General features: G+C 68.8%; 26 protein-coding genes and 1 riboswitch. Of the genes, 9 read left to right on the forward strand and 17 right to left on the reverse strand.

Annotated features, from left to right (window positions below):
• Positions 1-520: 520 nt before the first annotated feature.
• On the reverse strand, positions 521-985 hold the full coding sequence (locus tag IEY36_RS00690; protein ID WP_188964987.1) for a Fur family transcriptional regulator: 465 nt from the start codon (positions 983-985) through the stop codon (positions 521-523).
• A 46-nt stretch (positions 986-1,031) separates the two neighbouring features.
• Between IEY36_RS00690 and hisI the strand changes: the two genes are divergently transcribed.
• From hisI to IEY36_RS00730, 8 genes are all read left to right on the forward strand, one after another.
• On the forward strand, positions 1,032-1,439 hold the full coding sequence (gene hisI, locus IEY36_RS00695) for a phosphoribosyl-AMP cyclohydrolase (protein WP_188964988.1): 408 nt from the start codon (positions 1,032-1,034) through the stop codon (positions 1,437-1,439).
• Positions 1,436-2,479 carry a CobW family GTP-binding protein gene (locus IEY36_RS00700; RefSeq protein ID WP_188964989.1) on the forward strand — a complete coding sequence of 348 codons (1,044 nt, stop codon included), beginning with the start codon at positions 1,436-1,438 and terminating at the stop codon, positions 2,477-2,479. The genes hisI and IEY36_RS00700 overlap by 4 nt, the downstream gene beginning before the upstream one ends.
• A gap of 66 nt (positions 2,480-2,545) precedes the next feature.
• Positions 2,546-3,493, forward strand: coding sequence for a formylglycine-generating enzyme family protein (locus IEY36_RS00705; protein WP_188964990.1), 948 nt, complete (start codon positions 2,546-2,548; stop codon positions 3,491-3,493).
• A 119-nt stretch (positions 3,494-3,612) separates the two neighbouring features.
• Entirely contained in the window at positions 3,613-4,212 is a 600-nt protein-coding gene (locus IEY36_RS00710; RefSeq protein ID WP_188964991.1) for a GNAT family N-acetyltransferase, read from the forward strand.
• Positions 4,209-5,096 carry a carbon-nitrogen hydrolase family protein gene (locus tag IEY36_RS00715; protein WP_188964992.1) on the forward strand — a complete coding sequence of 296 codons (888 nt, stop codon included), beginning with the start codon at positions 4,209-4,211 and terminating at the stop codon, positions 5,094-5,096. The genes IEY36_RS00710 and IEY36_RS00715 overlap by 4 nt, the downstream gene beginning before the upstream one ends.
• Positions 5,093-6,259 carry a lipid-A-disaccharide synthase gene (lpxB, locus tag IEY36_RS00720; RefSeq protein WP_188964993.1) on the forward strand — a complete coding sequence of 389 codons (1,167 nt, stop codon included), beginning with the start codon at positions 5,093-5,095 and terminating at the stop codon, positions 6,257-6,259. The genes IEY36_RS00715 and lpxB overlap by 4 nt, the downstream gene beginning before the upstream one ends.
• Before the next feature lie 217 nt (positions 6,260-6,476).
• Positions 6,477-7,016 (forward strand): hypothetical protein, encoded by a 540-nt coding sequence (locus IEY36_RS00725; protein WP_188964994.1) that lies wholly within the window; start codon positions 6,477-6,479, stop codon positions 7,014-7,016.
• Between the two features lie 271 nt (positions 7,017-7,287).
• Positions 7,288-7,452 carry a hypothetical protein gene (locus IEY36_RS00730; RefSeq protein WP_188964995.1) on the forward strand — a complete coding sequence of 55 codons (165 nt, stop codon included), beginning with the start codon at positions 7,288-7,290 and terminating at the stop codon, positions 7,450-7,452.
• 431 nt (positions 7,453-7,883) lie between these two features.
• Here IEY36_RS00730 and IEY36_RS00735 read toward each other — a convergent pair whose 3' ends face one another.
• The 10 genes from IEY36_RS00735 to IEY36_RS00780 form a co-directional block, all read right to left on the reverse strand.
• On the reverse strand, positions 7,884-8,753 hold the full coding sequence (locus tag IEY36_RS00735) for a phytanoyl-CoA dioxygenase family protein (protein ID WP_188964996.1): 870 nt from the start codon (positions 8,751-8,753) through the stop codon (positions 7,884-7,886).
• The gene (locus tag IEY36_RS00740; RefSeq protein WP_188964997.1) at positions 8,750-9,802 is read right to left on the reverse strand and encodes a ring-opening amidohydrolase; all 1,053 of its coding nucleotides are present in this window, start codon (positions 9,800-9,802) and stop codon (positions 8,750-8,752) included. The genes IEY36_RS00735 and IEY36_RS00740 overlap by 4 nt, the downstream gene beginning before the upstream one ends.
• 40 nt (positions 9,803-9,842) lie before the next feature.
• Complete coding sequence (locus IEY36_RS00745; RefSeq protein ID WP_188964998.1) at positions 9,843-10,238, reverse strand: RidA family protein; 396 nt, start codon at positions 10,236-10,238, stop codon at positions 9,843-9,845.
• Between the two features lie 132 nt (positions 10,239-10,370).
• Positions 10,371-11,366, reverse strand: a complete 996-nt coding sequence (locus IEY36_RS00750) for a Bug family tripartite tricarboxylate transporter substrate binding protein (protein ID WP_188964999.1) — start codon at positions 11,364-11,366, stop codon at positions 10,371-10,373.
• Positions 11,367-11,474: 108 nt separating this feature from the next.
• On the reverse strand, positions 11,475-13,793 hold the full coding sequence (gene metE / locus IEY36_RS00755; protein WP_188965000.1) for a 5-methyltetrahydropteroyltriglutamate--homocysteine S-methyltransferase: 2,319 nt from the start codon (positions 13,791-13,793) through the stop codon (positions 11,475-11,477).
• Between the two features lie 67 nt (positions 13,794-13,860).
• Positions 13,861-14,088, reverse strand: a riboswitch (cobalamin riboswitch).
• A 161-nt stretch (positions 14,089-14,249) separates the two neighbouring features.
• Positions 14,250-16,301, reverse strand: coding sequence for a right-handed parallel beta-helix repeat-containing protein (locus tag IEY36_RS00760; RefSeq protein WP_188965001.1), 2,052 nt, complete (start codon positions 16,299-16,301; stop codon positions 14,250-14,252).
• 396 nt (positions 16,302-16,697) lie between these two features.
• A complete protein-coding gene (locus IEY36_RS00765; RefSeq protein ID WP_188965002.1) occupies positions 16,698-16,955 on the reverse strand; it encodes a hypothetical protein in 258 nt (85 codons plus the stop codon).
• A 448-nt stretch (positions 16,956-17,403) separates the two neighbouring features.
• The gene (locus tag IEY36_RS00770) at positions 17,404-18,177 is read right to left on the reverse strand and encodes an SDR family NAD(P)-dependent oxidoreductase (protein ID WP_188965003.1); all 774 of its coding nucleotides are present in this window, start codon (positions 18,175-18,177) and stop codon (positions 17,404-17,406) included.
• A gap of 127 nt (positions 18,178-18,304) precedes the next feature.
• Positions 18,305-19,069 (reverse strand): SDR family oxidoreductase, encoded by a 765-nt coding sequence (locus IEY36_RS00775; protein ID WP_188965004.1) that lies wholly within the window; start codon positions 19,067-19,069, stop codon positions 18,305-18,307.
• The gene (locus tag IEY36_RS00780; protein ID WP_188965005.1) at positions 19,069-19,395 is read right to left on the reverse strand and encodes a nuclear transport factor 2 family protein; all 327 of its coding nucleotides are present in this window, start codon (positions 19,393-19,395) and stop codon (positions 19,069-19,071) included. Before IEY36_RS00780 ends, IEY36_RS00775 begins: the two co-directional genes overlap by 1 nt.
• Before the next feature lie 98 nt (positions 19,396-19,493).
• Between IEY36_RS00780 and IEY36_RS00785 the strand changes: the two genes are divergently transcribed.
• Entirely contained in the window at positions 19,494-19,832 is a 339-nt protein-coding gene (locus IEY36_RS00785; RefSeq protein ID WP_308423095.1) for a winged helix-turn-helix transcriptional regulator, read from the forward strand.
• A 21-nt stretch (positions 19,833-19,853) separates the two neighbouring features.
• Here the strand turns inward: IEY36_RS00785 and IEY36_RS00790 are convergent, their stop codons facing one another.
• The 6 genes from IEY36_RS00790 to IEY36_RS00815 form a co-directional block, all read right to left on the reverse strand.
• Positions 19,854-20,753, reverse strand: a complete 900-nt coding sequence (locus IEY36_RS00790) for a ketopantoate reductase family protein (protein ID WP_188965007.1) — start codon at positions 20,751-20,753, stop codon at positions 19,854-19,856.
• 120 nt (positions 20,754-20,873) lie between these two features.
• On the reverse strand, positions 20,874-21,941 hold the full coding sequence (locus IEY36_RS00795) for a ketopantoate reductase family protein (protein WP_188965008.1): 1,068 nt from the start codon (positions 21,939-21,941) through the stop codon (positions 20,874-20,876).
• Between the two features lie 15 nt (positions 21,942-21,956).
• On the reverse strand, positions 21,957-22,910 hold the full coding sequence (locus IEY36_RS00800) for a Gfo/Idh/MocA family protein (RefSeq protein WP_188965009.1): 954 nt from the start codon (positions 22,908-22,910) through the stop codon (positions 21,957-21,959).
• A gap of 102 nt (positions 22,911-23,012) precedes the next feature.
• Complete coding sequence (locus IEY36_RS00805) at positions 23,013-23,615, reverse strand: DNA-3-methyladenine glycosylase I (RefSeq protein WP_188965010.1); 603 nt, start codon at positions 23,613-23,615, stop codon at positions 23,013-23,015.
• Between the two features lie 3 nt (positions 23,616-23,618).
• Positions 23,619-23,906, reverse strand: coding sequence for a YciI family protein (locus tag IEY36_RS00810; RefSeq protein ID WP_188965011.1), 288 nt, complete (start codon positions 23,904-23,906; stop codon positions 23,619-23,621).
• Positions 23,897-24,472 (reverse strand): TetR/AcrR family transcriptional regulator, encoded by a 576-nt coding sequence (locus IEY36_RS00815; RefSeq protein ID WP_188965012.1) that lies wholly within the window; start codon positions 24,470-24,472, stop codon positions 23,897-23,899. Before IEY36_RS00815 ends, IEY36_RS00810 begins: the two co-directional genes overlap by 10 nt.
• Positions 24,473-24,658: the final 186 nt, after the last annotated feature.

Raw genomic sequence — 24,658 nt, forward strand, 5'->3', positions numbered from 1 at the left:
GTCTCAATCTGACTACCCTCAGCCGCGGCAGCAAACATCATGCCATCGAACGGCGGCCTTTCTTGCCACCACCGGCAGCCCCGCAAGGCACATTCCGGAGCCGGCTGCCGGCTCAGGGGCGCATATTCCACGCCTGCGCGTGCATTCGGCGCATTCCGGGAGGCTTCGAGAAAGTTGGTTGCCCGACTGATCCATGCAACCTCGCCGCAAGCCGGCGAGCGCGGCGCCCCGTGTGACCGCCGCGACGCTGCGCACAAACGCTGACCGGGCAAGCTGATGCGTGCCCCCGATTTGAAGCTGCGACCGAACGACCGTTACGCCAGGAAAGGCCGGCAATTATGACAGGCCGAGCCATATTCGGTATATGTGGGCATACGGCCCGAATCCCCTCTTTTGTGTCTGTTGGGGACGACGAGGGGCCATGCCAACAGATGGAACACGGTGGGGCTTGGGGCCCCATCGGCGTTGCGCAGCGACGTCGATGGGCACGATTCGGTGGGAGCGCCCTCCCCCGCCTTCCTTAGGCGAGGCAGCGCGCGCAGGTGCCTTCTATCTCGACCGTCGCCTCGGCCAGGGCGAATCCGGCGCGCCGGGCGGCGGCCTCGATGGCGTGGGCGACGCCGTGGTCGGTGATCTCGGTGGTGGCGCCGCACGTGCGGCAGATCAGGAACTGGTGCGGGTGATGGTGGTCATGGGCGTGGCCATGACCGGCATCAGTGCAGCCGATATAGGCGTTGAGCCGTTCGAGCTTGTGGATCAGCCCCTGTTCCAGCAGGAAATCGAGTGCGCGATAGACAGTGGGCGGCGCCGCGCCGGGGCGGGTCGCCTTCAGCCGGTCAAGCAGGGCGTAGGCGCCGACCGGGGCATCGGCATCGAGGACCAGTTCGAGCACCTGGCGGCGCAGCGGGGTGAGCGTGGCGCCGCGGCGCAGGCAGGCGGCCTCGGCCTCCTTCAGGGCAGTCTCGCGCGTCGCAGTTTGGGTCATGTCACCACCTCGCTTCCTGCACTCTGAGATATTATATCATCGAGCGATGACCAGTATCGCCCCCGACGCCGCCGCCCGGTTGATCGCCGAGATCCGCTTCGACGCCAATGGTCTGGTGCCCTGCATCGCCCAGCAGCACGACACCGGCGAGGTGTTGATGATGGCCTGGATGAATGCGGACTCCGTCGCCGAGACGCTGACGACGGGGCGCGTGTGTTATTGGTCGCGCTCGCGCAACCGGTTGTGGCGCAAGGGGGAGACCTCGGGGCAGCAGCAGCGGTTGATCGACCTGCGCGTCGATTGTGATGGCGATACGCTGCTGGCGCTGGTCGACCAGGATGGCGTTGCCTGCCACACGGGCCGGCACAATTGCTTCTTCCACGCGCTGCGCGATGGGCAGGTGACGACCATCGCCGATCCGCTGGTGGACCCCAAAACGCTGTACGGCGCATGAGGCGGGAGAAGATCCCGGTCACGGTGCTGACCGGCTTTCTCGGTGCGGGCAAGACGACGCTGCTGAACCGGCTGCTGAAGTCGCCGGCGATGGCCGATACCGCCGTGCTGATTAACGAATTCGGTGAGATCGGGCTCGATCACCTACTGGTCGAACGGCTCGACGACGATGTGGTGCTGCTCAATGCCGGGTGCCTGTGCTGCACGGTGCGCGGGGATCTGGTGCGGGTGTTGCGCGACCTCGCGATCCGCGCGGAGGGCGGGCAGAACATCCGTCGCGTGGTGGTGGAGACGACCGGGCTCGCCGATCCGGCGCCGATCCTGCAGACGCTGATGAGCGACCCGGTGGTGCTGGCGGCATTCCGGCTCGATGGTGTGGTGACGCTGGTCGATGCGGTGGCGGGGATGGCGACGCTCGACACCCAGGTCGAGGCGGTGAAGCAGGCGGCGATGGCCGACCGGCTGGTGCTCACCAAGGCGGATCTCGCAGGAGCCGAGGCGGTCGCGGCGCTGGAGGCGCGGCTTGTCGCGCTGAACCCGGTGGCGCCGCTGCTACGCGCCGAGCTTGGCGTGATCGCGCCCGAGGCGTTGCTTGATGCCGGCGGCTTCGATGTGGCGGGGCGGATTCCGGCGGTGGCTGGGTGGCTGGACGCGGAGGCGGGGCATCATCACGGGCATCACCATAACCATGATCCGAACCGGCATGATGCGGGCATCGAGGCGTTCGGGCTGGTGTTCGACGCGCCGCTGCCATGGGATGGCGTCGCCACCTGGCTGGAGATGCTGGCGCTGACGCGCGGCGATTCGATCCTGCGGGTGAAGGGGCTGCTCAACATCGCTGGTGAGGACAGACCCGTCGTCGTCCATGGCGTGCAGCATGTGTTCCATCCGCCACTCAAGCTTGCAGCATGGCCGGCAGGTCACGACCGCAGGTCGCGGCTGACCCTGGTGCTGCGCAACCTGCCGCGCGCGGTGGTGGAGGAAGGCCTCGCCGCCTTCGTCACCGCGGCCCGCGAATCAGGCCAAATCCACGCGCATTGACGATCGTTGCATGTATCGGTGGCGGGAAGGCCTGCGGTAGGCTTCGGGCACTCGTCGGAGCGTTGCATGCTGAAGTGTTCGTCCCTGGCATCGATCTTCCTGATGCTGCTGTTCGCCGGCGACGCTGCCGCGCAGGTGTCACCGCCCGGTTTTCGCGATTGTTCGCATTGCCCCGAGATGGTGGCGCTGCCCGCCGGCACCTTCACCATGGGCGTCCCGGCCGGTGAGGAAGCGCTCGAGGGTGTGCCGGTCACCATGCGCGGACGATCGGAACCGGCGTTGCGCGTGACCATCGCCTCGGGGCTCGCCATGTCGCGCAGCGCCGTGACGGTCGGCGAATTCGCCGCCTTCGTCGCGGCGACCGGCCACGCGCCGAAGGCCGGCTGCTGGGCGGTCTCGAATACCGGCGCGACCTACGAATATCTCGAATCGCCGACGCTGAACTGGCGCAACCCCGGCTTTCGGCAGAAGGGAGACCACCCGGTCGTCTGCGTGAGTTGGAATGATGCACAGGCCTATGCGCGCTGGCTGACGGAGACCACCGGCAAGCCATATCGCCTGCCGAGCGAGGCGGAATGGGAGTTCGCCGCGCGCGCCGGCACCACCACATCGCGCTATTGGGGGGATTCGCGGGCGGCGGCCTGCGCCTATGGCAATGTCGCGGACCTGACGCTGGCCGAGGCGCGGCAACTCGACCGCCGGCCGCAATTCACCTTCCGCTGCAATGACCGCCACGTCTACACCGCGCCGATCGGCAGCTTCAGGCCGAACGCCTTCGGCCTGCACGACATGCTCGGCAATGCCTGGCAGTGGGTCGAGGATTGCGTGAATCCCGACCTGCACGGGCAGCCCGCCAACGGGGCACCGCGGCTGACTGGGGATTGCGCCAACCGCTCGATGCGTGGGGGCTCGTGGAGCCATCTGCCCTGGTATGTGCGGGCGGGGAACCGGGTGCAGGGGACCGGTACGGATCGGTACAATTTCGCGGGGATACGGGTGGTGCGGGACCGGTAGGTCGAGGGGCGCCGCTCGCCCCCCAGCCAGGAAACTCGGTTTCCTGGAGCTTTGCTCGATTTCCGCGAAATCGTGGGTGGGGCCTTCCTTGTGGGGGGCACGGACCCTATGCATCGGGGATGGAGACCTCATCCCTTCGCTTCGAGACATTGCGCGGCGACGCGCTGCGCGCCTGGCTGCCGCGCCTCGCGGGGCTGCGCATCGCCGTGTTCCGGGACTGGCCGTATCTCTATGACGGCGACGCCAGCTACGAGGAAGGCTATCTCGCCGCCTATGCCGACAGTCCGGGGGCGGCCGTCATCGCCGCCATCGACGGCGAACGCGTCGTCGGATGCGCCACCTGCCAGCCGATGGTCGAGGCGGCCGCGCGCGTCGCGGCGGCGTTCCGGGGGCGTGGCCTGGACCCGGCGCGGTTCTGCTATTTCGGCGAGAGCGTGTTGCTGCCCGAGTATCGCGGGCGCGGCGCCGGCGTGCGGTTCTTCGAATTGAGGGAAGCGCATGCGCGGTCGCTCGGGTTACGCGCCAGCGCCTTCTGCGCGGTGACGCGCAACGACAACGATCCGCGGCGGCCGCAGGGGCATGTCCCGCTCGATGGCTTCTGGGTGAAACGAGGGTACACGCAGCGGCCCGACATTTCAGTTGTGTTTGACTGGAAGGAAGTCGGGGACGATCGCGAGACGCCCCACGCGCTCGGCTTCTGGGTGAAGGATCCGCTGTGAGCGCGCCGCTGCGGTTGGGGTTGTTGCAATACGGTGTCGGGCGGCCGGCCTCAGTCGCGGCCTTCGGGCGCGCGCTGGAGGAACGGCTGGAGGAAGGGCGTGCGCGGGCGGAGCTTCTCGTGCTGCCGGAATATGCCTGCGTGGAACTCGGCAGTACGCTGGCGGGCGGCGATGTTGCCGATGAGGCCGGCGAACTTGCCGCGATGGTCGACGCGGCGCCAGAGATCTTGGCCGTGATGCAGGGTGCGGCGCGACGGCTTGGCATATGGCTGCTGCCGGGCACGCTGCCGGTGCGGCGGACGGATGGGCGCGTCGTCAACCGCGCGCCACTGATCACGCCGGAGGGGCGCATGGCAGTGCAGGAGAAGCGCGCCATGACGCGCTTCGAGGCGGAACGCTGGGGTGTCGCGCAGGGCGCCGATCCATCGGTGTTCGAGACGCCGTGGGGAAGGATTGGGATTTCCGTCTGCTACGACGTGGAGTTTCCGAAGCATGTTCGCACGCAGGTCGAGGCAGGTGCCTGGGCGATCCTCGCGCCGTCCTGCACCGACACGATGCATGGATTCAACCGCGTACGCGTCGGTGCGGCGGCACGGGCGATGGAGAACCAATGCTACGTCGCCATCACGCCGACCGTGGGCGAGGCGCCATGGTCGGCGGCGCTCGATGTGAACCGGGGGCATGCAGCGGTGTTCGGGCCGGTCGATCGGGGCTTTCCCGAGGATGGCGTGCTGGCGCGCGGGGCGCTCGACACGGAGGAATGGGTATTCTGCACGCTGGACCCGGCGCGTCTGGCCGCGGTGCGGGAGGATGGGCAGGTGCGCAACTTTCGTGACTGGCCGTCTCGGCCTTTCGCGGCGCCGGTGCCGGCGGTCTTCGCATGACGCTGGTGTATGTCGTGGCCGGCGAGGCTTCGGGCGATGTGCTGGGGGCGCGGCTGATCGCGGCATTGCGCGCACGGCGGCCTGATCTCGACTTCGCCGGCATTGGCGGGCCGCGCATGGCCGAGCAGGGCGTGCCGAGCCTGTTCGATTATCGCGAGCTCGCGCTGATGGGGCTGCTGGAAGTGCTGCCCAAGATCTTCCGGCTGAAGCGATTGATCGCCGATGCCGTCGCCGATGTCGCCAAGCGCCGGCCGGCGGTGCTGGTGACGGTCGACAGCCCGGGCTTCACCTTGCGCGTGGCCAGGCCGGCGAAGGCACTCGGCATTCCGGTGGTGCATTACGTCGCACCCCAGGTCTGGGCCTGGCGGCCAGGGCGCGTGGTGAAACTGAAGGAGGAGGTGGACCGCATTCTCTGCCTGCTGCCCTTCGAGCCGATCTTCTTCGAGCTCGCCGGCGTGCCGGTGACTTTCGTCGGCCATCCGGTGTTGGAGAGCGGGGCGGATCACGGCGATGCGGCACGGTTCCGTGCGGTGCATGGGCTGGGCGCGGAGGAGCGGCCGGTCATCGTCATGCCGGGCAGCCGGCGAATGGAGGCGCAGCGGCTGCTGCCGATCTTCGGCGGGGCGTTGCGGTTGGTGGCGCAGCAGCTGCCTGGGTTGCGGCCGGTGTTGCCGGTGGCGCCGATTGTCGCCGAGGCTGTGCGGGCCGCGGCCGCCGATTGGCCTGCGGCGCCGATCCTGGTGGAAGGGAATGAGGCCAAGCACGACGCCTTCGCCGCCGTCGCGGAATCCCATGGTGCAGGGCTGATCAAATCGGGCACGTCGTCGTTGGAGATGGCGGTGGCCGGGATTCCGCATGTGGTGGCGTATCGGCTGAACCCGATCACAGCGGCGATCGCGAAGCGCTTGGTGAAGGTGCCGCATGCGTCGCTGGTGAATCTGCTGGCGGAACGCGAGGTGGTGCCGGAACGCATCCAGGGGCCGTGCAATCCGGAATCACTGGCGGAGGCGTTGTTGCGGCCGATGCTCGACCCGGCGGTGGCGGCGGCACAGCGTGTCGGCTTTGGCGAGGCGCTGGCGAAATTGCGGGCGCCGGAGGGGTTGCCGTCAGAAGCGGCGGCAATCGCGGTATTGGGCATAGTGGAGGAGCGCGGCGGGCAGTAGCGAGTGGCACAGGGCCACTCCTCTCTCTCGCGAACGACGCCACACCGGCGGTCCAAGGTTTCCGGACCACCTCGCAATACAACGCCTGGGTCAGAGTGGGCTCAGCTTGAGGCAGCCGCGCATGTGCCGTCCGCCTGGACATTCAGCCCGTACGATTTGACGCAAATCAATCCGCATCGTTTGGGAAGCGATCTCTTGACAATATAAGACAGTGAGGATGAACGGCCATGATCCGGGAGGCGCTGCTACTTGGGAGAATCGCGGTTGCCGCCCGTACGCCCGCCGAACCTCCACCCACGATGCCGGCCTCAGCCCCGACGCCGTTACGTCCGATCCCATTCGCCGCGCAGGCCAGGAAGCTGCCAGCTTCTTTCGGAGTCCTGAAGCGAACAAGCCTGCCGCGGCGGCACGCGCCATTGCCGATACCGAGTTCCTCGCGGCGAACGTGCCTGTTGGTCCCCGCTGGCGGTCTTCCTCCCCGACGGCAATCACCCAGTTGGCCCAAGCGCGCAACCAAGGTCGTGCCGCGCTCGACATCCCTGCATCCGCGCCCGCGCAGGGCGTGATCGACGGGCTGCTTGCCGCTGCGGCGGCCCTCGACGTAGACCGCCGGCCGGGCGTCGCGCGGGCTTTGCCGCGCAGTATCTTCCGCGCCGGACCTAATACGACGGTGCAGCGCCTTTCCCAGCCGCCCAGGATCCGAAGCGTCGGACCGGCCCTGGCCGGTTTGTACGGCGGTTCGGCTGGTGGGCGCTGACAGGGAAGGTGCGGCGGTCCTGAGCCGCGCCCGCCGCATTCTCTTTCGCGCGGCGGCGACCGTAGCCGAACTGTCGCGTGAGCCGATAACGCGGCCTACTGCGGACCAGTTCGCGTTGCAGAACATCTGGGCGCTGCGGGTCGTGCGGCGCCCGTTCGCTACGTGAATGCCTCGATCACGGACCAGTTCGTATCATCGGATGGATTGGAGCCACCCGATCGAATGCATCAGACGCGACGGAGTAGTGTTTGGAGTTCTCGTCAGAAGAAGGATGAAGCTCCTCGTGCGGCAGGGAATCCGAGAGATGTTCTGCCTCGCCGTTGTGATCCAGATGTTGCTTTCCGTGGCTGCTTGTAGCGACGCAGTGTCCGGTTCCGGCCCGAGAGGCGTCAACCTGCCGCCAATCGCCTACAACAACGCCAATGGCGGTGCATGAGGATTGGGGCGTCCAGCAGGCCGCAGGCCAACTGGCTGAACACGTTGCTCGTCGAACTGAGGCAATGTGGACAAGTGCATCGCGGCGCTGCCGCATGGGCCGCGGTGGAGAGTCGCTCGCCGCTGATGTCCGCGCCAATGAGGGCAAGATCCCTGCAGTGCGGCTGTCGGAGCGTCAGGGCAGTCGCGTATAAGAGCCGCTTCCCGACCTTGCTGACACGGGCCGAGATCATTCAGAGACAGCCTGGAGGCGCCATTGGCAATGGGTGCCAAAGGCGGGATCAGTTGCTCCCGGGCGCGGCGCATGGCCGTTGCGACGGGCCGCCTGTCCGCATTCGTGATGCCGTTCTTCGATTTCGCAGAAATCGAGCGAAGGTGCAGGAAGCTGAATTTCCTGCGGGTGTTTGAGGGGCAGCGCCCCTCGACCTTCCCTTACGCCTGGGCGTTCAGCGTCTCGAAGAAGCGGCGCTTGAGGGCCGACTGGTTATTGTAGATCGACCCTGCCTTGCGCACCGGATGCGGCATCTTCACTTCGACCGGCTCCATGCGGATGCGCGGGTTGGGCGAGCCGGCGACGAGGCGGCCAGTGTATTCCGGCCATTGCACGCCATAGATCAGCGGCCAGGCGTCGGCGGCGGCGTATTCGTAGAACAGCAGGCGGCGTTCACGGGTGCTGGTGTTGAGCGCGCTGCCATGCACCAGCAGCGGGTGGTGCAGCGTGACGGTGCCTGGCGGGCCGAGCAGCGGGACGGCAGCGGCGGTGTCGATGCGGTCGGGGTCGATGGCGCCGGCGAACCAGCCGTCCTCGTCGTGGTGATCGATCAGGCCGGTGCGGTGGCTGCCCGGGATGACAAGCATGGGGCCGTTGCCTTCGTCGACCTCGTCCAGCATTACCGCGCCGATGGCGAGGTCCATGTTGGTGTGGGGGATGAAGGCCCAGTCCTGATGCCATTCGAGCGGGCTGCCGAAGCGGGCGCTCTTCAGGTTGATCTTGCTGTGGTGGAGGCGGATGTCGGGGCCGAGGATGGCCTGTACGGCTTCGAGCAGCTTTGGGAAGCAGGCGTAGGACCAGTAGAGCGGGTCGACTTCGTGCGGGCGCTTGATGCGGCGGATGCGGGGGTCGTCGGGGGTGTGGCTGTCCTCGACGTCGAAGATCTCGGTCTCGCCGGGGATGCCTTGGGCGCGGGCGATGACGTCGCGCGTTTTGGCGTCGAGGTCGGCGAGTTCGGCCGCGCCGAACAAGCCTTCGATGCGGCAGAATCCGTCTTCGCGGAACTGTTCCGCGAGTTGCCTGGTGTTCATTCCTGAGCCTCCTGGCCTGTGTCGGCGATGATGGCGAGCAGCACGCCACCTGGTGGTGTCTGAGCCTCGGCGCCGCCGGAGAGGAAGATACGGCCATCGCCGGTGAGCGCGGCGATCATGCCGCCGAGGGCGGCGCGGAAGTGGCGGTTGGGGTGGATGTCGCTGTCATCGAGAGCGGCGGGACGGTCGCCGCGCAGCAGCGCGGGCATCTCGCCCTTGGTGATGACGGCGCGCAGGCGCACGGCGTCAGCGGCGGTGAGTTGTGGTGTGGCGGCGAGGCCGAGCGAGGCCAGCAGCGCTGCGACGCCGGGGGCGTCGAGCATGTCGACGAGCATGGTGGCGCCAGCGCGCAGCGTGCCGGCCCAGCCCGGGGCCTGGCCGATGACGAGGGCTTCGGGCGCGGTGACGTCAGTGCCCGCGGCGACGAGAGTGCGGTGGCCGTGCAGCGCGGCCGTCGTGCCGTCGCCGATCTGCGCCCAGGGAATCTCGCCCAGCGCTGCAGCCGCGCCGAGGGAGGCGGCGGCGCGGGCAGAGCCCTTCAAGGCGGCGAAGGCTTCTTCGGTACCGCCGAAAGCGAATGGGCTCGGCAGTGGCGCCTTGACCAGGGCGATGACCACATCAGCAGCGTCGGTGACGCCGGCGGTTCGCATCGCAGCGGCGACCGCGGCGGCGACGGCGCGCGACATGGCGGGGCCGGCGGTGTCGGCCGGGGTGATGGACGGGCCATGGCCCAGGCCGATGGCGAGGCCCCTGCCCGGCTGGCCGCCACCTGCCATTTCGCCGAGCAGGATGATGTGCGGGACCGCGATGCCCTCGGTGCCGCCGGAGGCCAGCATCATCGGCGCGGGGCCGGGGCCGAGGGCGGCAAGCACCTCGCGCGTGGCGAGGGTGCGGGTGTGGTCGTTGGTCAGGCCGTTGCCAGGGGTCTTCAGCAGCACGGCGCGCAGGCCGTCGCGCGCGATGCGGCCGGATGCGATGGCCGCGCGCAGGGCCGCCGCGTCACCGGGGTCTGGCATGTCAAAGCGGAGGCAGAAGGTCTCGCGCGGCATGCCGAAGGGGCATGCAAGCGATACGCCAGGAGGTACCCCGTCAGGCCTCGGCGATGCAGTCGATCGAGACGAGGAAATCCGGATGCGCCAGATGGACCGATTCCGTCGTCTGCCGCGCCGGGAAATTGCCTTCCGCGAACCAGGTGCGGAAGGCTGCGTCGAACTCGGCGTAGCGGGTCAGGTCGGTGACTGCGATGTTCATCTTCACCGCGCGGTCGAGCGAGGAGCCCGCTTCCTCGAGGATCGCGGTGATGTTGCGCATCACCTGGTGGACCTGCGCGGTGAGGTCTCCCTTGTCGAGTTCCGCCGTCATGCGGTCGGGGCCGCGAAAGGGCGTGGCGCCGGTGACAAAGACGAAGCCGTTGCACTTCACCGCATGCGAAACGGCGGAGCGCATCGGCGTCACGCGCGGCGAGTTGATGATCTCTCGTGCCATGGGGACCTTTCCGGAGGTTGGAGCAGATCGTGCCTGACTGGAGTCAGTCAGGCACGTGACGATGCTCGGTCAAATAATCGGTCGGAGCGATTTGCGTGAGCGCGGTCGAACGTAAGCCGCTCTCGCGACAGTTCAGTCCGACGTCAGGCCGATATCGGCGATCAGCCGCCCGAGCCGTTCATTGTCCCGCCGCACCTGCGCGCCGAGTTCCGCCGGATTGAGCGCAAAGGGAGCGACGCCGAGCGGCATCTTCTCGGCGAAACCCGGGGCGTTGACGGTGGCAAGGAATTCCTCGGCGGCCGGCTGCACGATCGCCTGCGCCGTGCCCTTGGGGAAGAAGATGCCCGACCAGGCGTTGAGCATCTGCACATCCGGGGCGGCTTCGCGGAAGGTCGGGATGTCGGGGAAGTCCGGGCTGCGGCGCGCGCCATTATAGGCGATCGGGCGCAGCGTGCCCGCCTTCATGTGCGGGACGGTGATGGAGGCGGAATCCATCGTCACCTGCACGCGGTTGGCGAGCAGATCAGTATTGGCCTGCGCGCTGGTGCGATACGGGACGTGTTGCGCGGGAAAATCGAGCGCGCGGCGGAGCGCCTCAATGTTCAGATGCGGTACGGTGGCGTTGCCGGGCGAGCAGTAGAACAGCGGATTGTCGGCCGGGCGCGAGCGCGCATAGGCGACGAATTCGGCGAGGTTGGTCACCGGCACGCTGGCGTTGACCGCGAGGAAGGCGCTGGAGACCCAGATGCCGGCCACTGGCACCAAGTCGGTGAAGGGGTCGTAGCGCACCGCCTGCCGCGCCGCATGTGGGGCGATGGCGAGTGCGGCGACGGAGACCATGCCGAGCGTCGATCCATCCGCCGGCGCGCGTGCCAGATTGTAGGCGCCAAGCGTGCCGCCGGCGCCAGGCTGGTTGTCGATGACGAGTTGCCGGCCGCCGCGCGTGCCCAGCACCTCGACGAAGACGCGGGCGACCTGGTCGGTGATGTTGCCCGCACCATACGGGACGATCATCTTCGTCGTGCCGCGCACCGATTGCGCGATGGTGGGGGATGGCGTGGCGAGTGCGGCGAGGAGCAGGGCGCGGCGCCGCATCGCGGCGGGCTGGGAGTCGGTCGGCTCGCGCATGGCGTCACCTGCATCGCTGTTGCAGCCCGACTTCACGGGAGCCACCTGCACCTGTCAACGCCAGGCCGGACCTGGAGGAGCAGTTGCCCCTCCAGGATTGACGGCGTCTTAGGCAACTGCCTCCGCCCGCAGCCGCCGTGCCGTTGTGACGAGGTTCGCCATCGCCGGCTTCACCTCCGCCCAGCCGCGCGTCTTGCAGCCGCAATCGGGGTTCACCCACAGCCTTTCGCTCGGCAGGGCTGCCGCCGCCTGGCGCAGCAGGCCGACCATTTCCTCGACGCCGGGCACGCGGGGGGAATGGATGTCCCACAGGCCCGGCCCGATGGCGTTGGGGTAGTTGAACTGCGTGAAGGCGTTCAGCAGTTCCATGCGGCTGCGGGCGGTCTCGATGGAGATGACGTCCGCATCCATCGCGGCGATGGCGCCGATAATGTCGTTGAATTCAGCGTAGCACATGTGGGTGTGGATCTGCGTCGCATCGGCCACGCCGCTGGCGGAGAGCCGGAAGCAGCGGGCCGCCCAGTCGAGATAGGCGGGCTGGTCGGCGCGGCGCAGCGGCAGGCCTTCGCGGAAGGCGGGCTCGTCGATCTGGATGATGGCGATGCCGGCGCGTTCGAGGTCGCACACCTCATCGCGTATCGCGAGGGCGATCTGGGCGCAGACCTCCGCGCGCGGGATGTCCTCGCGGACGAAGGCCCAGAACAGCATCGTCACCGGGCCGGTCAGCATGCCCTTCACCGGCTTGGTGGTGAGGGACTGCGCGTAGCTGGCCCAATCCACCGTCATGGGCTCGGGGCGCGAGACGTCGGCCCAGATGATCGGCGGGGCGACGCAGCGGCTGCCGTAGGACTGCACCCAGCCATGCTTGGTGAAGGCATAGCCGGCGAGGCGCTCGCCGAAATACTTGACCATGTCGTTGCGTTCGAACTCGCCATGGACGAGGACGTCGACGCCTTCGGCCTCCTGCCAGGCGATGGCCTCGGCGGTGAGGTCCTTCATGCGGGTGTCGTAGGCCTCGGCCGTGATCTCGCCACGGGCGGCGGCGGCGCGGGCTTTGCGCACCTCGGCGGTCTGCGGGAAGGAGCCGATGCTGGTCACCGGGAAGCGCGGCAGGTTCAGGCGCTGCTGCTGGGCGACGGCGCGCTGCGGATAGGCGGAGATGCGCTGGGCCATGCGCGGGGTGACGGCGGCCAGGGCGGCGGCGACCGTCGCGTCGCGCAGGCGCGGGTCGGCCCGCCATTCGGCCATGGCGCGGTCGGACTCGGCGAGGGTGGCGGCGATGGCGCCCTCCCCTTCGTCGAGGGCGCGGGCGAGGGCCGAGACCTCGGCGAGCTTTTCCTCGGCGAAGGCGAGGCGGCGCTTCAAGGCGGGGTCGAGCGCGTCCTCGCGGGCGAGGGAATGCGGGACGTGGAGCAGCGAGCAGCTCGGCGCGACCATGAGGTTGCGGGTGCCGCGACGCTCGGCGACGCCGCGCAGCGTGGCAAGGGTCGCGCGCAGGTCGTTGCGCCAGACGTTGCGGCCATCGACGACGCCGAGCGACAGGAAGTGGCCGGCCGGCAGGGCGTCGAGCGCGGGTTCCAGCCCGTCGCGGCCACGGGTGAGGTCGAGATGCAGGCCGGCAACGGGCAGCGCCGCGGCGATCGGCAGATTGTCGCGCAGGCCGCCGAAATAGGTGGCGAGCAGCAGGCGCAGGCCGGGGGCGGCGTCGGCCAGGCGACGGAAGGCGGTGGCGTAGGCCTCGGCGGCGCCGGCGGGCAGGTCGGTGACCAGGCAGGGCTCGTCGATCTGCACCCAGGCCGCGCCGGCTTCGGCGATGCCGCGCAGCGCGGCTTCATAGGCCGGCAGCAGGGCGGGCAGCAGGGCGAGCGGGTTGCTGCCGTCCTCGGTTTTCGAGAGCAGCAGGAAGGAGACCGGGCCAAGCAGCACGGGGCGGGTGCGGCATTGCTCGGCCAGGCCCTCGGCGACGGCATCCGCCCAGCGGTTGTGCAGCAGGCGGAAGCGCGTGGCGGCGGACAGGCGCGGGACCAGGTAGTGGTAGTTGGTGTCGAACCACTTGGTCATTTCGAGCGCGGGGACATCGGCGGCGATGCCGGCGGCGCGTTCGGCCTCGGTGCCGCGGGCGCCCCGCGCCAGGGCGAAGAGGGTGGCTAGGCTGGCCGGGCCCTGGCCGTCCCAGCCATAGCCGTCGGGGATGGCGCCAAGGGCGGTGGCGGTTTCGAGGACGTGGTCGTAGAGCGCGAAATCGGCAGAGGCGACATGGCCGATGCCGTTGGCGCGCTGGGTGACGCGGGCGCGGGCGCGCAGCATGGCGCCGGCGGCAAGCAGGCCGGGTTCGTCGAGCGTGCCGGCCCAATGGGCCTCGAGGGCGGTCTTCAGCTCTCGGCGCGGGCCGATGCGGGGGTAGCCAAGGGTGGCTGCGATGGTCATCGCGAGCGTCTCCGCCCCCGGTGCACCCAGCCCGGCGGCAAAATGGTGGCGCTGCCCGCGGTTGAGTCACGGGTCGGCGGCGTGGGCAGGTTTCCTGGCTCGCGGGTCAGCGCCACCGGCCCGCCTTCCCGCGCGGTTGCCCGCGCAGTGGCCCGCGGTTGGAACCGCGGAAGGGCCGGCGGCTCACCGCCGACAGTTGCTGGGGCAGCCGCCGACTTGCGGGGGGTGTGTTGCCCCCGCGCACGGCATTCCCTCTTGCACCCGCTTGCGCGGGACCAACGCGAAATAAGGATATCTTGATATGTGTCTATTACAAGTGACAAAACGAGGTCATGCCGATGCGCCCACCCCGCGGAGGGCTGGCCGAGAGGATTGAGGCGGCACAGGCATCACTGGCCCGGCCTGCGGGGGCAGTTGCGGTGCCGAGACGCCTTGGCGGGTCCTGCCCGCCCGGCATCACCCACTACGCGTCAGCAAGCTGCTGCTGTCGGTCAGGATGTCGTCACCGCTGCGGCCAGCCGTGTTGCCGGCGAAGCTGCATTTGTCGAGAGTGATGCGCGTGAAGTCGGTGGCGTCGATCGCGCCGCCATCGCCGGCGGCGGCGTTGCTTTCCAACGTGCATGTAGTGAGTTCGGCGGCGGTGTATTCGAGTTGCGAGGCGCGGCTGACGCCGAACAGGGCGCCGCCATGGCCGCCGGTGGCGTTGCCCGAGAAGTTGCAGTCGGAGAATGTCGCGCGCGCCCCATAGTCGAGATACAGCGCACCACCGCGCCACCGGGCGAGATTGTGGTCGAAGGTACAGTTGCGGAAGGCCGAGGTGACACCGACGCGGTCGAGCACGGCGCCGCCATTCTCGGCGCTGTTGGCCGTGAAGGTGCAGTTCTCGAAGACGGGGGCGGCGCGGTCGTAGCTGTACACCGCGCCACCATCATGCGCGCTGTTGCCGATGAAGACGCAGTGCCGCACCGTCGTGGAATAGCCGGTGGCGTCGGTGTGGCGCGGCGCGTTCTGCGGGCCGCGGCGGTAGTTCACCAGGCCGCCGCCCTTGCCGTCATAGCCCTGCCCATCCGCCCGGCCGCCGGTGATGGTGAAGCCGTCCAGCACGGCGCCATTGGCCCCGGTGACGACGTGATAGACGCCCTGGCCGTCGAGCACGGTGCGATGCGCCTCGATGTCACGCAGGCCGTCGCGGTAGCCGCCCTGGACGCGCACGCCCGGCTGCAGCAAGAAGGAGGCATCGCGGTCGGTGCCGGGGCAGTACAGGCCGGCGGCGACGCGGATCTCGGCGCCATCCTTGCCGGCATCCTCCAGCGCCGCCGAGAGCGAGGCATGGGCGCTGGTCCAGGCGGTGCCGTCGCCGCCGGATGGGCGTAACCCGTCTACGAAGACGACCCGCGTGGATTGCGGCGTGGTCGTCGAGGGCGGGGCGATGGCCGGCTCGGGCGCCACGCGCAGTGCGTCGAGCTCGGTGCGCAGACGGTCGATATCCTGTTCGGTCCAGCGGCCGGCGCGGTAGCCCGCATCACCCGACAGGGTGACGCTGCGCGGCCGATTGTCGTGCCACAGATAGATGACCGAGGGGTCCCACGGGCAGGCATTGTCGGCGATGACGCAATCCACCAGCACCGGGTCGTTGGCCGGGCCGGTACCGAGATAGACGCCCGCGCCGAAATCGGTCGAACGGTTGGCGGTGAAGCTGCAATTGCGCATCACCGGGGAGGAGCCGCCGTCACAGCCGATGCCACCCGCGCTGGCCGCCTCGTTGCCAGTGAACAGGCAGTTCAGCAGCAGCGGCGAACAGGCGAAGTCGTTGTACATGCCGCCGCCCTTTTCATCGGTGCGGTTGGCCTCGAAGACGCAGTCGAGAAAGATCGTATCGACACCCAGATCGTTGCTGATCGCCCCGCCGCGCGCGGTGGCCGTGTTGCGGCGGAAGGTGCAGTGGGCAAAGAGCGGCACGCGGGTCTTGCGGTCCGACCCGGTCGAGGAGTGGCCGGCATTGTAGGCGGCGCCGCCCTTGGCGGCCGAATTGTCCTCGAAGATGCAGTGGCGGACCACCGGCGCGACCTGGAAGTTCAGCATGCCGGCGCCGGCATCGGTGTTGGTGCCGGCGAGGATGGTCTCGGGTGTCAGATGCAACGGGTCGCCGGCATTGCCCTGGGTGGTCTCGTGCTGGGTCTCGCCATGGCCGCCGCGGATGGTGAAGCCGTCGAGGACCGCGTCATCCGCGCCGATGACGACGTGATGGGCGACGCCGCCGCCATCGAGCACCGTGCGATGACGCGTGACGTCGCGCGCCTCACGCTGCGCCTCGGTGCCGGCGAAACCGCCATACACCGCCTGGCCGGCCTTGAGCTGGAAGGTGGCGTCGGCGGTGGTGCCCGGCGAATAGCTGCCCGCCGCGACCCAGATCTCGGCGGCATTGGTTGCGAGCGCCGGTTGGAGATCAGGGAAGGCATTTGCCCAACTGGTGCCATCGGGCTGGACGGCCGCGCTTGCGGCGTTCACATGGACCGTCCTCGACGAAAGCTGAGGACGGGTGGGCTCGCTCGTCATGTCGCGCGGTCGCCTTTCAATGCTTGCTCATACATTATCGAGCATTTTGGCGCTGCGTCACACTCACATGTGAGCGAATTCGGTTTCGTTCACGCTATACCAACGGCACGAGGCTTTGACTTGTGCCGATACCGCGAAGGCGGCCCGCTGGTAGTCCGGCGAAAGCCAAATCTATTGATGAATTGTTGAAGTGAGTGAAAGTACGGGGTCAGACGCGCCATGGTGCCGGCCCCGTCATGCTGCAGGCGTTCGCGCGTGATCGCCGGAACCGATGACGTCGCGGATCGGAACCTTCGTTCATGACCCCAGGGGATGGGCACCCTGATTGACGGAGCTGCGCGCGGCCGTCTATCCGGTTGCAACACGGCCGGATGACGTCGGGTCGCCGAAACCTCGGGGACCCTGATTGGCATCGGCCCGCGGGACCGTCGCAGCGAGTGCGGGGCGGCCGGAGGCCATCGGATCGCCAAAGCTGTGCGGGTCCGGATTGGTTGGCACGATGGCCGCGCCGAGGTCCTGCGCCATCGCGGGGGCTGCGGCACCCGCCGCGATCCAGCCCGTGGCCAGCGCGGCAAGAAGCAGCGGAGCGCGGCGTTTGAGCATCATGGTAAATTCTATCCAAGCTCGTCGGAGGCAACTGCGCCCCTGCGCAAGCTATCTGGGGCTGGTTGGCGGCGGTCGTTGCTGCGGATGGATCGCGTCTGCGTCCCGCCCGCTGCATATGCCGGACTATCCCTTCTTGAAATCGGTCATGCCAGTACAGGCATGTACATGGCGGTTAACCTGGCCCCATCATTCATTGTAATCTTATTTTAATTTTCCGTTCATGCCTCGACATATTTTCAGCCGTCTTTACTTTATACGTACTTGATGCAACCACCTCCCCCTCGCCCGCCGCTCTCCTGAACGGGGTCAATCGCGCCGCGCCCGGGCCGGCGAACCGACCGGCAGCACCCTCGGGAGAGCCGCGCGGTGTCGGCCGATCGGGAACATCCGCACTTGGCCCGTCCGCGCGGCGCCCCCGGCGGCGCGACCAACAGGGGGCCGGGGTCCGTCAGACATGCGTGATGCTGCCGCCATCCTCGAGCCAATTCTGGCCGGTGACGAAGGAGGAGGCGTCCGACAGCAGGAAGCAGATCAGCGGCGCCACCTCGGCCGGCGTGGCGATGCGGCCGAGCGGGATGCGCGCCAGGGTGCGCTCGCGGAAGCGGTCGGAGCGGACGGTCTCCGTCATTGGGGTTTCGACTGTGCCGAAGCCGACAGAGTTCACGCGGATGCCGTAGCGCGCCCATTCCAGCGCGCCGGTCATGGTGATGCCGAGCACGCCGGCCTTGGCCGCCGCGTAGTTCACTTGGCCGATCGAGCCGCGCTTGCCGGCGGTGGAGGAGATGTTGACGATCGCGCCCGCGACCGTGTCGCCGGCACGCGCGCGGCTGATCATGTGGCGGCCGACGGCCTGCTGCATCAGGTGCACGGCGGTGAGGTTCACGTCGATCACCGCCTGCCATTGCGGGACGGTCATCTTCTCGATCATCGCCGGGCGCGTGATGCCGGCATTGTTGACGAGGCCATGCACAGCGCCGAAATGGGCGACGGCATCGTCCACCACGCGGGCGCAGAACACTTCATCCGTCACGTCGCCCTGGATGGCGAGGGTGTGGTTGCCGCCGAGTGCCTTCGAGACATCGGCGAAGGTCTCGGGGTTGCGCTCGACCATCACCAGGTTGCCGCCTAGGTCGAGGACGAGCTGCGAAATGGCGCGGCCGATCCCCTGACCGGTGCCGGTGACGATGATGGTGCGGCCCGTCAGGTCCATTGGATTGTGCATGCGGCGTTTCCTTCCTCTGAATACGTTGCGGGGAGGGTCGCGCGGCGGTGGGGCGCTGGCAAGGGCGGGCCGACCGATCGGTCGGGTTCCGGCAGGAAGTCCCGACCGAACGCTCGGGCGGGGTCGGTCAGACGATGGGCAGCGAACCACCGTCGATCCGCATTTCGGTGCCGGTGATCGTCGCGGCACGCGGCGAGACCAGGAAGGCGATGAGGTCGGCGACCTCGGAGGGCTGGTTCGGGCGGCCGATGGGGATGCCGCCGATCGCCTTCATCAACTCGTCGCGCGCGGTGGCGGCATCGGTGCCGGCCTCGGTGGCGAGGCGGTTGACGAGTGCGACGGCGGCCTCGGTCTCGGTCCAGCCGGGGGAGACGCGCAGCACGCGCACGCCTTTCGGGCTGACCTCCTTGGACAGGCCCTTGCTGTAATTGGCAAGGGCAGCCTTGGCGGCGGCATAGGCGAGCGTCGCCTCGAAGACCGGCGACTGCACCTGGATCGATGTGACATGCACGATGACGCCGGCGCCCTGCCCCACCATCAACGGCAGCAGCGCGCGGTCGAGCCGGATAGCGGGCAGCAGGTTCAGGGCGAGCGCGGCCTGCCATTCGGCATCGTCCAGGGCGGCGTAGCCACCGGCCGGCGCGGTGGAACCGCCCAGCGCATGGACGATGATGTCGATGCCGCCGAGTTGCGCCGCCACCGCCTCGGCAACGGCGGTGCAGCCGGAGGCGGTGGCGAGGTCGGTGGCGATGGAGAGGCGATCGGCGTCGCCACTGCGGGCCACGGTGAGGACGGTCGCGCCGTCCTCGCGCAAGCGGTCGGCAACGGCACGGCCGATGCCGCGGCTCGCGCCGGTGACGAGCGCGCGCTTGCTATGCAGGGGGCCGGCCATCAGGCGATCACCAGCATCCTGATGGCGCCGTCGGCCAGGGTGAACACCTGCGACGCATGGGCCGGTGAATTGGGGAAGCGGCCGCTGATGCGGACCGCGACGGTCACGGTGTCGCCCTCGGCCGTGGCGGACAGGATCTCGGTGCGGTGTTGATAGCGATGTTTGGCCTCGGCCATCCAGGCCGCGATTTCGGCGCGCCCGTGGCGCGTAGCGCCCTCGTCGCGCACGATGGCCTCGGGGGCGAAGCAGCGGGACAGGGCCTCGGCGTCATTGGCCTGCTCGGCGGCGTAATAGGCGGCGATCGGGTCGGGCAGCGGCGGCGTCATGGGGCTCTCCTTCCTCGGTTGAGTGAAGGCGGAGGTGCGGATAAACTTCAGCAATGGCAAGCACAGACGAAAAAGTAAGGTACTCACCTGAAAGTAAGGTGGACCGCAGCGGTGCGCCCTATACGCCGCAGACGGCGGCGGCGGATGTCGAGGCGACGCTGCTCATCCTCGAAGGACGGTGGAAGCTGCTGATCCTGTTCCACCTGTTCGACGGGTCGCTGCGGCGCTTTTCCGACCTGGAGCGTGCCATTCCGGCGGTGTCGCAGAAGATGCTGATCCAGCAATTGCGCCAGTTGGAGACGGACGGCGTGGTGCGGCGTGTCGTGCACCACCAGGTGCCGCCAAAGGTCGAGTATGGCCTGACCGACTGGGGCCGGGCGCTGTGCCCGGCGCTCGATGCGATCCTGGTCTGGGCGGCGAAACGCGAGGGCGGGTAGAGTCGGCGCTCCCTCAGCCGGTCAATCGCCGCGTTTCACGGCTTCGGTCGCCTTGACCAGCGTGTGCAGCACGCGGTTCGCCGGGGTGGGGATGCCCAGTTCGGCACCACGGCGGATGACGAAGCCATTGAGGTGGTCGATCTCGGTCGGCTTGCCCATGGCGAGGTCCTGCGCTGTGGAGGAGCGCTGTCCGGGCATGCTGGCGGCCAGGCCGAGCACCGAGGGGAGGATCTCCGGCGAGACGGTCACGCCGGAGGCAGTCGCCACGGCGACGCATTCGGCGACGACATCGGTCATCACTTCGGCGACGCCGCCCATCGCCAGCAGCCGGCCATAGGGGAGCTGCGTCAGCGCCGAGAGCGCGTTGTAGGCGCAGTTGACGATCAGCTTGGCCCAGAGCGCATCGATCGCTGTGGCGGAGACGGTGGTCGGGATGCCGGCGGCGGCGAAGTGCTGGACGATCTCGCTGTCGTGGGGATTCGGACCCATCACCAGGTCGCCGCGGCCGTGGTGGCGCACATGCCCTGGCCCGGCCATGGCGGTGGCGACGTAGACGGCGACGGGCACCACTGTCCCACCGATGACGGCGCGCAGGCGGTCCGGGTTGTCCACGCCGTTCTGCAGGCAGAGGATCGTCACATCGGGGCGCAGATACGGCAGCATGGCGCGGCCGACCGCTTCGGTATCGCCGGACTTCACGCTGAACAGCACGACATCGGCGCCGGCGACGCCGCTCACCTCGGTGGTGGCGGCCATCGGGACGGTGAATTGCTCCTGGCCGATATCCAGCAGGAGCCCGCGTTGCGTCACGGCATCGACATGCTGCGGCCGGCCGATCAGCGTGACCGGCAGGCCCGAGCGGGCGAGCAGGCCGCCGTAGTAGCAACCGATGGCTCCGGCACCCATGACCGCAACTTTCATGATCTGACCCTCATCTCATCCTGGCGTCGCGGGTCACGGTGCCAGCCCACGCGGCGCTTGTCCCCATCCCGCCGGTCCCGATCCGGTGAAGCCGCTGCCCCCGGAGGCGCGCCGGTCCAATCAGTTGAGCCGCAGATTGCGGATCAGGTCGGGCGAGGCGGACAGTTCGCCACGCTCAACGCGCTTGACGATCTCGGTCAGCGCGGCGTTGGCCGGGGCGGCGATGCCGACTTCCGCGCCACGCGCGACGACGAAGCCGTTGAGGTATTCGATCTCGGTGCGGCGGCCCTTCATCATATCCTGGCCCATCGAGGCGCGATGGGCGCCGCCGCCGGGCTTCTGCGTATCGGCGAGGCGTTGCGCGTCGTAGGCCTTGCGGGCGGCGTCATCGCCCTCCCCGGCTTTCGCGATGATCTCGGCGTCGAGATGGAGGATTTCCTCGAGGTCGTAACCGAGGGCTTGGCCGACACGGATCGCCTCGCTGCCGAGCCGAGCGGCGAAGCCGCGGATGGCGTCGTCTGCCGTGGCTTCCTTGGCAAGCAGGCCGGTGGCGGCGGCGATGCCGTTGCCCATCACGTTGGCCACCAGCTTCGACCAGCGCTCGCCCCATAGATTGGTCGTGGTGAGCGCCGAATCGGAGAGCGCGACCAGCGAGGTAATGTACTCGGCGCGCGGGGAGACGCGGCCATGCGGTTCGCCGACGCGATAGACGGTGTGCGAGGCGCCCGACTTGCCGGCGGCGCGCTTCACCAGGGCGGGGGCGGAGAGTTCCACGGTGATCAGCGAGGCGATGGCACCGAGCACACGACCCCAGCCGACGATGCCGGCGATCACTTCCTCATTGATGCAGTTCTGCAGCGAGACGATGTAGCCACCGGGCGAGAGGTACTGCGCGATCATCGTCGTGGCCCAGGCGGTGTCGTAGGACTTCATGCAGACGAAGGCGATGTCGACCGGCTTCTGCTTGGCGAAGGATTGCAGCTCGGTGAGGTGGATCGCCTGCACCGGCACGGTGAAGGGCGGCACATCCTTCAGATGCTCGATGGTCAGGCCGCGCGAGCGCATCGCCTCGACGTGTTCGGGCCAGGGGTCGATGAAGGTCACGTCGTGGCCCGCCTGGGCCATGTAGGACCCCGCATAGGCGCCGACCGCGCCGGCCCCCACGATGGCGATGCGTGGCTTTTCCATTCGTAGCGTTTCCTCTTACGCGCCGCCGATCGCGGCCTCCACGGCGAGCGCCACCTTCAGTGCGCGCCGTCCGGCCGCACCGTCCACCACAACCGGCGCGCCGTCCAGACAGGCCCCGACGAAGGCGGCCTGCTCGGCTTCCAGGCTGTCATGGTCGGTCCAGGTGGCGCGGTCGATGCCCGAGCCCGGCATGGTGGCGACGGGCTCGGCGCCGCCTCGGCGGAGGATGGCGAGCGAACGATCGAGGAAATTCACGCTCATCTCGCCCTCGGTGCCGAGCACGCGCAGGCGGCGTTCCATCGCCAGCGAGACGCGCGAGGCGGTAATGACCGCGGCACGGCCGCCGGGGAAGCGCAGCCGGGCGACAGCGAAGTCGGGGCGGTCGGAGGCGACGGTAGCACCGACCGCCTCGACGGCGTCGGGGTCCTCGCCGGCGAGGGTCAACACCAAGTCGATGTCGTGGATCATCAGGTCGAGCACCACTGACACATCGAGGCTGCGCGGGCGGAAGGGGGCGACGCGGACGGCGTCCCAGGACAGGGCGCGGCCGCCGGCGGGGGCTTCCACCACGGCGCGGAAGGCGGCGGAGAAGCGTTCGATGTGGCCGACCTGCAGGACGCGGCGGGCGGTGGCGGCGGCGGCGATCAGCGCATCGGCCTGGGCGAGCGTGGCGCCGATCGGCTTTTCGATGAAGACGTGCTTGCCGGCGGCGAGGGCGGCCATGGCGAGGTCGTGATGGAAGCGCGTGGGCGCGGCGATGATCACCGCGTCGGCGGCGGCGATCGCCGACACGGGGGGCAGCGCCTCGGTGCCGGCCTCGGCGGCGACCGTGGCGGCGCGGGCGGCGTCGGCATCCGCCAGGCCGAGAAGCCGGATGCGAGGGTTGGCGGCGGCCTTCAGCGCATGGAAGCGGCCGAAATGACCGACGCCGAGAATGGCAAGGGCGAGTCGCGTGTCGCTGGCGTTCATGGGCGCGGTTTAGGGCATTTTTCGCACGGCGGCACCGGCCCGCCGCGCCGGTGCCGGGATGTGGATGGCGCGAGGCGGTTCCGCGCCTGGGAGCGCCGACCGCTACCGGGCGGTGGGCGGCTGGAAGACGGCCCTGGCGTGGGCCACCTCGGCATGGATGGCGCAGCCCGGGTCGTGGTCGTTGACCAGTCCCATCGCCTGCATGAAGGCATAGACCGTGGTCGGGCCGACGAAGCGCCAGCCGCGCTTCTTGAGGTCCTTTGACAGGGCGACGGATTCCGGCGAGGTCGCGCGAAAGCCCGGCACCGCCTGGCCCTCGTAGCGCCAGAAATACGCGGCGAGCGTGCCGGTTTCGGCAAGCAGTTCGCGCGCCCGCTGGGCGTTGTTGATGGCAGCCTCGATCTTGCCGCGGTGGCGGATGATGCCGGCATCGGCGAGCAGGCGGGCGACATCAGCCTCGGTGAAGGCGGCGACGCGGTCGATGTCGAAACCGTGGAAGGCGGCGCGGAAGTTCTCGCGCTTGGTCAGGATGGTTCGCCAGCTCAGGCCGGACTGGAACCCTTCCAGGCAGATCTTCTCGAACAGGCGGCGGTCGTCGGTGACGGGGAAGCCCCATTCGGTGTCGTGATAGGCGACATAGTCGGGGAAGGCGGCACACCAGCGGCAGCGCGGGCGGCCATCGGGGGCGGTGAACAGCTTGTCCATGAGTCAAGCCGCCAGATGGGCGAGGCGCGGTTCGGTGCGGGCGGGAGTGATCTCGACGATCTCCGGGCGGACGACGTCGGCGGCGACGAAGGGGTCGGCGGCGAGGCGGGCCTCGATCTCAGGGCGGGTCGCGCCATGGGCGAGGATGGCGCCGCCCAGCCCCGGCGGCAGGCTGCCGGCGAGGTGGAAGACGCCGGCCTCGAAGCCCTCGCGCAGCCAAGAGTTGTGGGCCTCCATCAGGCGGGGGGCCTCGGCCTTGTTGGTGGAAAAGCGCAGCAGGATCATGAACATGGCGGGATCTCCCGGGTCAGCCAGGCCTCCATCAGGGCGACTTCCGCGCGGATGAAGCCTTCGTCGTGAAAGGCATTGGCCAGAGCGGCGACGCCCTGGCTGCGGGCCAACAGGTGCAGGGCCAACGCGTCGGCCTCACCTGCCCGGTCGGCTTCGGTGAATTGGCGGGCGAGCCAGTCGCGGAACAGGGTGTAGAGGCGCACGGCATCCGGTTGGGCGGGGTGGCCGAGCTTGGCCAGTTCCTGGCACAGCGTGCCGACCGGGCAGCCATGGCGCATGATGGGCTCGCGGTTCGCCACCAGCATCCCGATGAAGCACCGGATGCGGCCGGCCGGGTCAGCGGCCTGCGCCTGCCAGCCGGCCAGCAGCTCGGCGGTGCGGGCTAGGCGGCGGTCGATCACGGCGGCCAGGATCTCGTCCTTCGTCCTGAAATGGTAATAGAAATTGCCGCGCGAGATGCCGACCGCCCGCGCGATGTCGGAGAAGGCGGTGTGGTCGAAGCCCTTTTCGTAGAACAGGGCGTCAGCGGCCTCGATGATGTGGTCGCGGGTCTGCCCGGCGGGCATGGCGGGTTCCTGGGGCGAACGTCCTAATGGGCATGTAGGACGGTCGTCCAATCCGCGTCAAGCATCGCCGCCTGCGTAAGCCCTTGCGCAATCGCGCCGCCTCCGCGATGACGGCGCGGCTTGCGCCATCCCGCCGGCGGGGTTGCATGACCTGCACCCCCTGGCCATTGTCCGGCGCCTGAAAAA

Source organism: Neoroseomonas lacus, assembly GCF_014644535.1.
Lineage (GTDB): Bacteria > Pseudomonadota > Alphaproteobacteria > Acetobacterales > Acetobacteraceae > Neoroseomonas > Neoroseomonas lacus.

Coding starts and splice junctions, on each gene's coding strand:
- IEY36_RS00690 (WP_188964987.1), bottom strand. CDS start 985: ATGACCCAAACTGCGACGCGCGAGACTGCCCTGAAGGAGGCCGAGGCC.
- hisI (WP_188964988.1), top strand. CDS start 1,032: ATGACCAGTATCGCCCCCGACGCCGCCGCCCGGTTGATCGCCGAGATC.
- IEY36_RS00700 (WP_188964989.1), top strand. CDS start 1,436: ATGAGGCGGGAGAAGATCCCGGTCACGGTGCTGACCGGCTTTCTCGGT.
- IEY36_RS00705 (WP_188964990.1), top strand. CDS start 2,546: ATGCTGAAGTGTTCGTCCCTGGCATCGATCTTCCTGATGCTGCTGTTC.
- IEY36_RS00710 (WP_188964991.1), top strand. CDS start 3,613: ATGGAGACCTCATCCCTTCGCTTCGAGACATTGCGCGGCGACGCGCTG.
- lpxB (WP_188964993.1), top strand. CDS start 5,093: ATGACGCTGGTGTATGTCGTGGCCGGCGAGGCTTCGGGCGATGTGCTG.
- IEY36_RS00725 (WP_188964994.1), top strand. CDS start 6,477: ATGAACGGCCATGATCCGGGAGGCGCTGCTACTTGGGAGAATCGCGGT.
- IEY36_RS00730 (WP_188964995.1), top strand. CDS start 7,288: ATGAAGCTCCTCGTGCGGCAGGGAATCCGAGAGATGTTCTGCCTCGCC.
- IEY36_RS00735 (WP_188964996.1), bottom strand. CDS start 8,753: ATGAACACCAGGCAACTCGCGGAACAGTTCCGCGAAGACGGATTCTGC.
- IEY36_RS00740 (WP_188964997.1), bottom strand. CDS start 9,802: ATGCCGCGCGAGACCTTCTGCCTCCGCTTTGACATGCCAGACCCCGGT.
- IEY36_RS00745 (WP_188964998.1), bottom strand. CDS start 10,238: ATGGCACGAGAGATCATCAACTCGCCGCGCGTGACGCCGATGCGCTCC.
- IEY36_RS00750 (WP_188964999.1), bottom strand. CDS start 11,366: ATGCGCGAGCCGACCGACTCCCAGCCCGCCGCGATGCGGCGCCGCGCC.
- metE (WP_188965000.1), bottom strand. CDS start 13,793: ATGACCATCGCAGCCACCCTTGGCTACCCCCGCATCGGCCCGCGCCGA.
- IEY36_RS00765 (WP_188965002.1), bottom strand. CDS start 16,955: ATGATGCTCAAACGCCGCGCTCCGCTGCTTCTTGCCGCGCTGGCCACG.
- IEY36_RS00770 (WP_188965003.1), bottom strand. CDS start 18,177: ATGCACAATCCAATGGACCTGACGGGCCGCACCATCATCGTCACCGGC.
- IEY36_RS00775 (WP_188965004.1), bottom strand. CDS start 19,069: ATGGCCGGCCCCCTGCATAGCAAGCGCGCGCTCGTCACCGGCGCGAGC.
- IEY36_RS00780 (WP_188965005.1), bottom strand. CDS start 19,395: ATGACGCCGCCGCTGCCCGACCCGATCGCCGCCTATTACGCCGCCGAG.
- IEY36_RS00790 (WP_188965007.1), bottom strand. CDS start 20,753: ATGAAAGTTGCGGTCATGGGTGCCGGAGCCATCGGTTGCTACTACGGC.
- IEY36_RS00795 (WP_188965008.1), bottom strand. CDS start 21,941: ATGGAAAAGCCACGCATCGCCATCGTGGGGGCCGGCGCGGTCGGCGCC.
- IEY36_RS00800 (WP_188965009.1), bottom strand. CDS start 22,910: ATGAACGCCAGCGACACGCGACTCGCCCTTGCCATTCTCGGCGTCGGT.
- IEY36_RS00805 (WP_188965010.1), bottom strand. CDS start 23,615: ATGGACAAGCTGTTCACCGCCCCCGATGGCCGCCCGCGCTGCCGCTGG.
- IEY36_RS00810 (WP_188965011.1), bottom strand. CDS start 23,906: ATGTTCATGATCCTGCTGCGCTTTTCCACCAACAAGGCCGAGGCCCCC.
- IEY36_RS00815 (WP_188965012.1), bottom strand. CDS start 24,472: ATGCCCGCCGGGCAGACCCGCGACCACATCATCGAGGCCGCTGACGCC.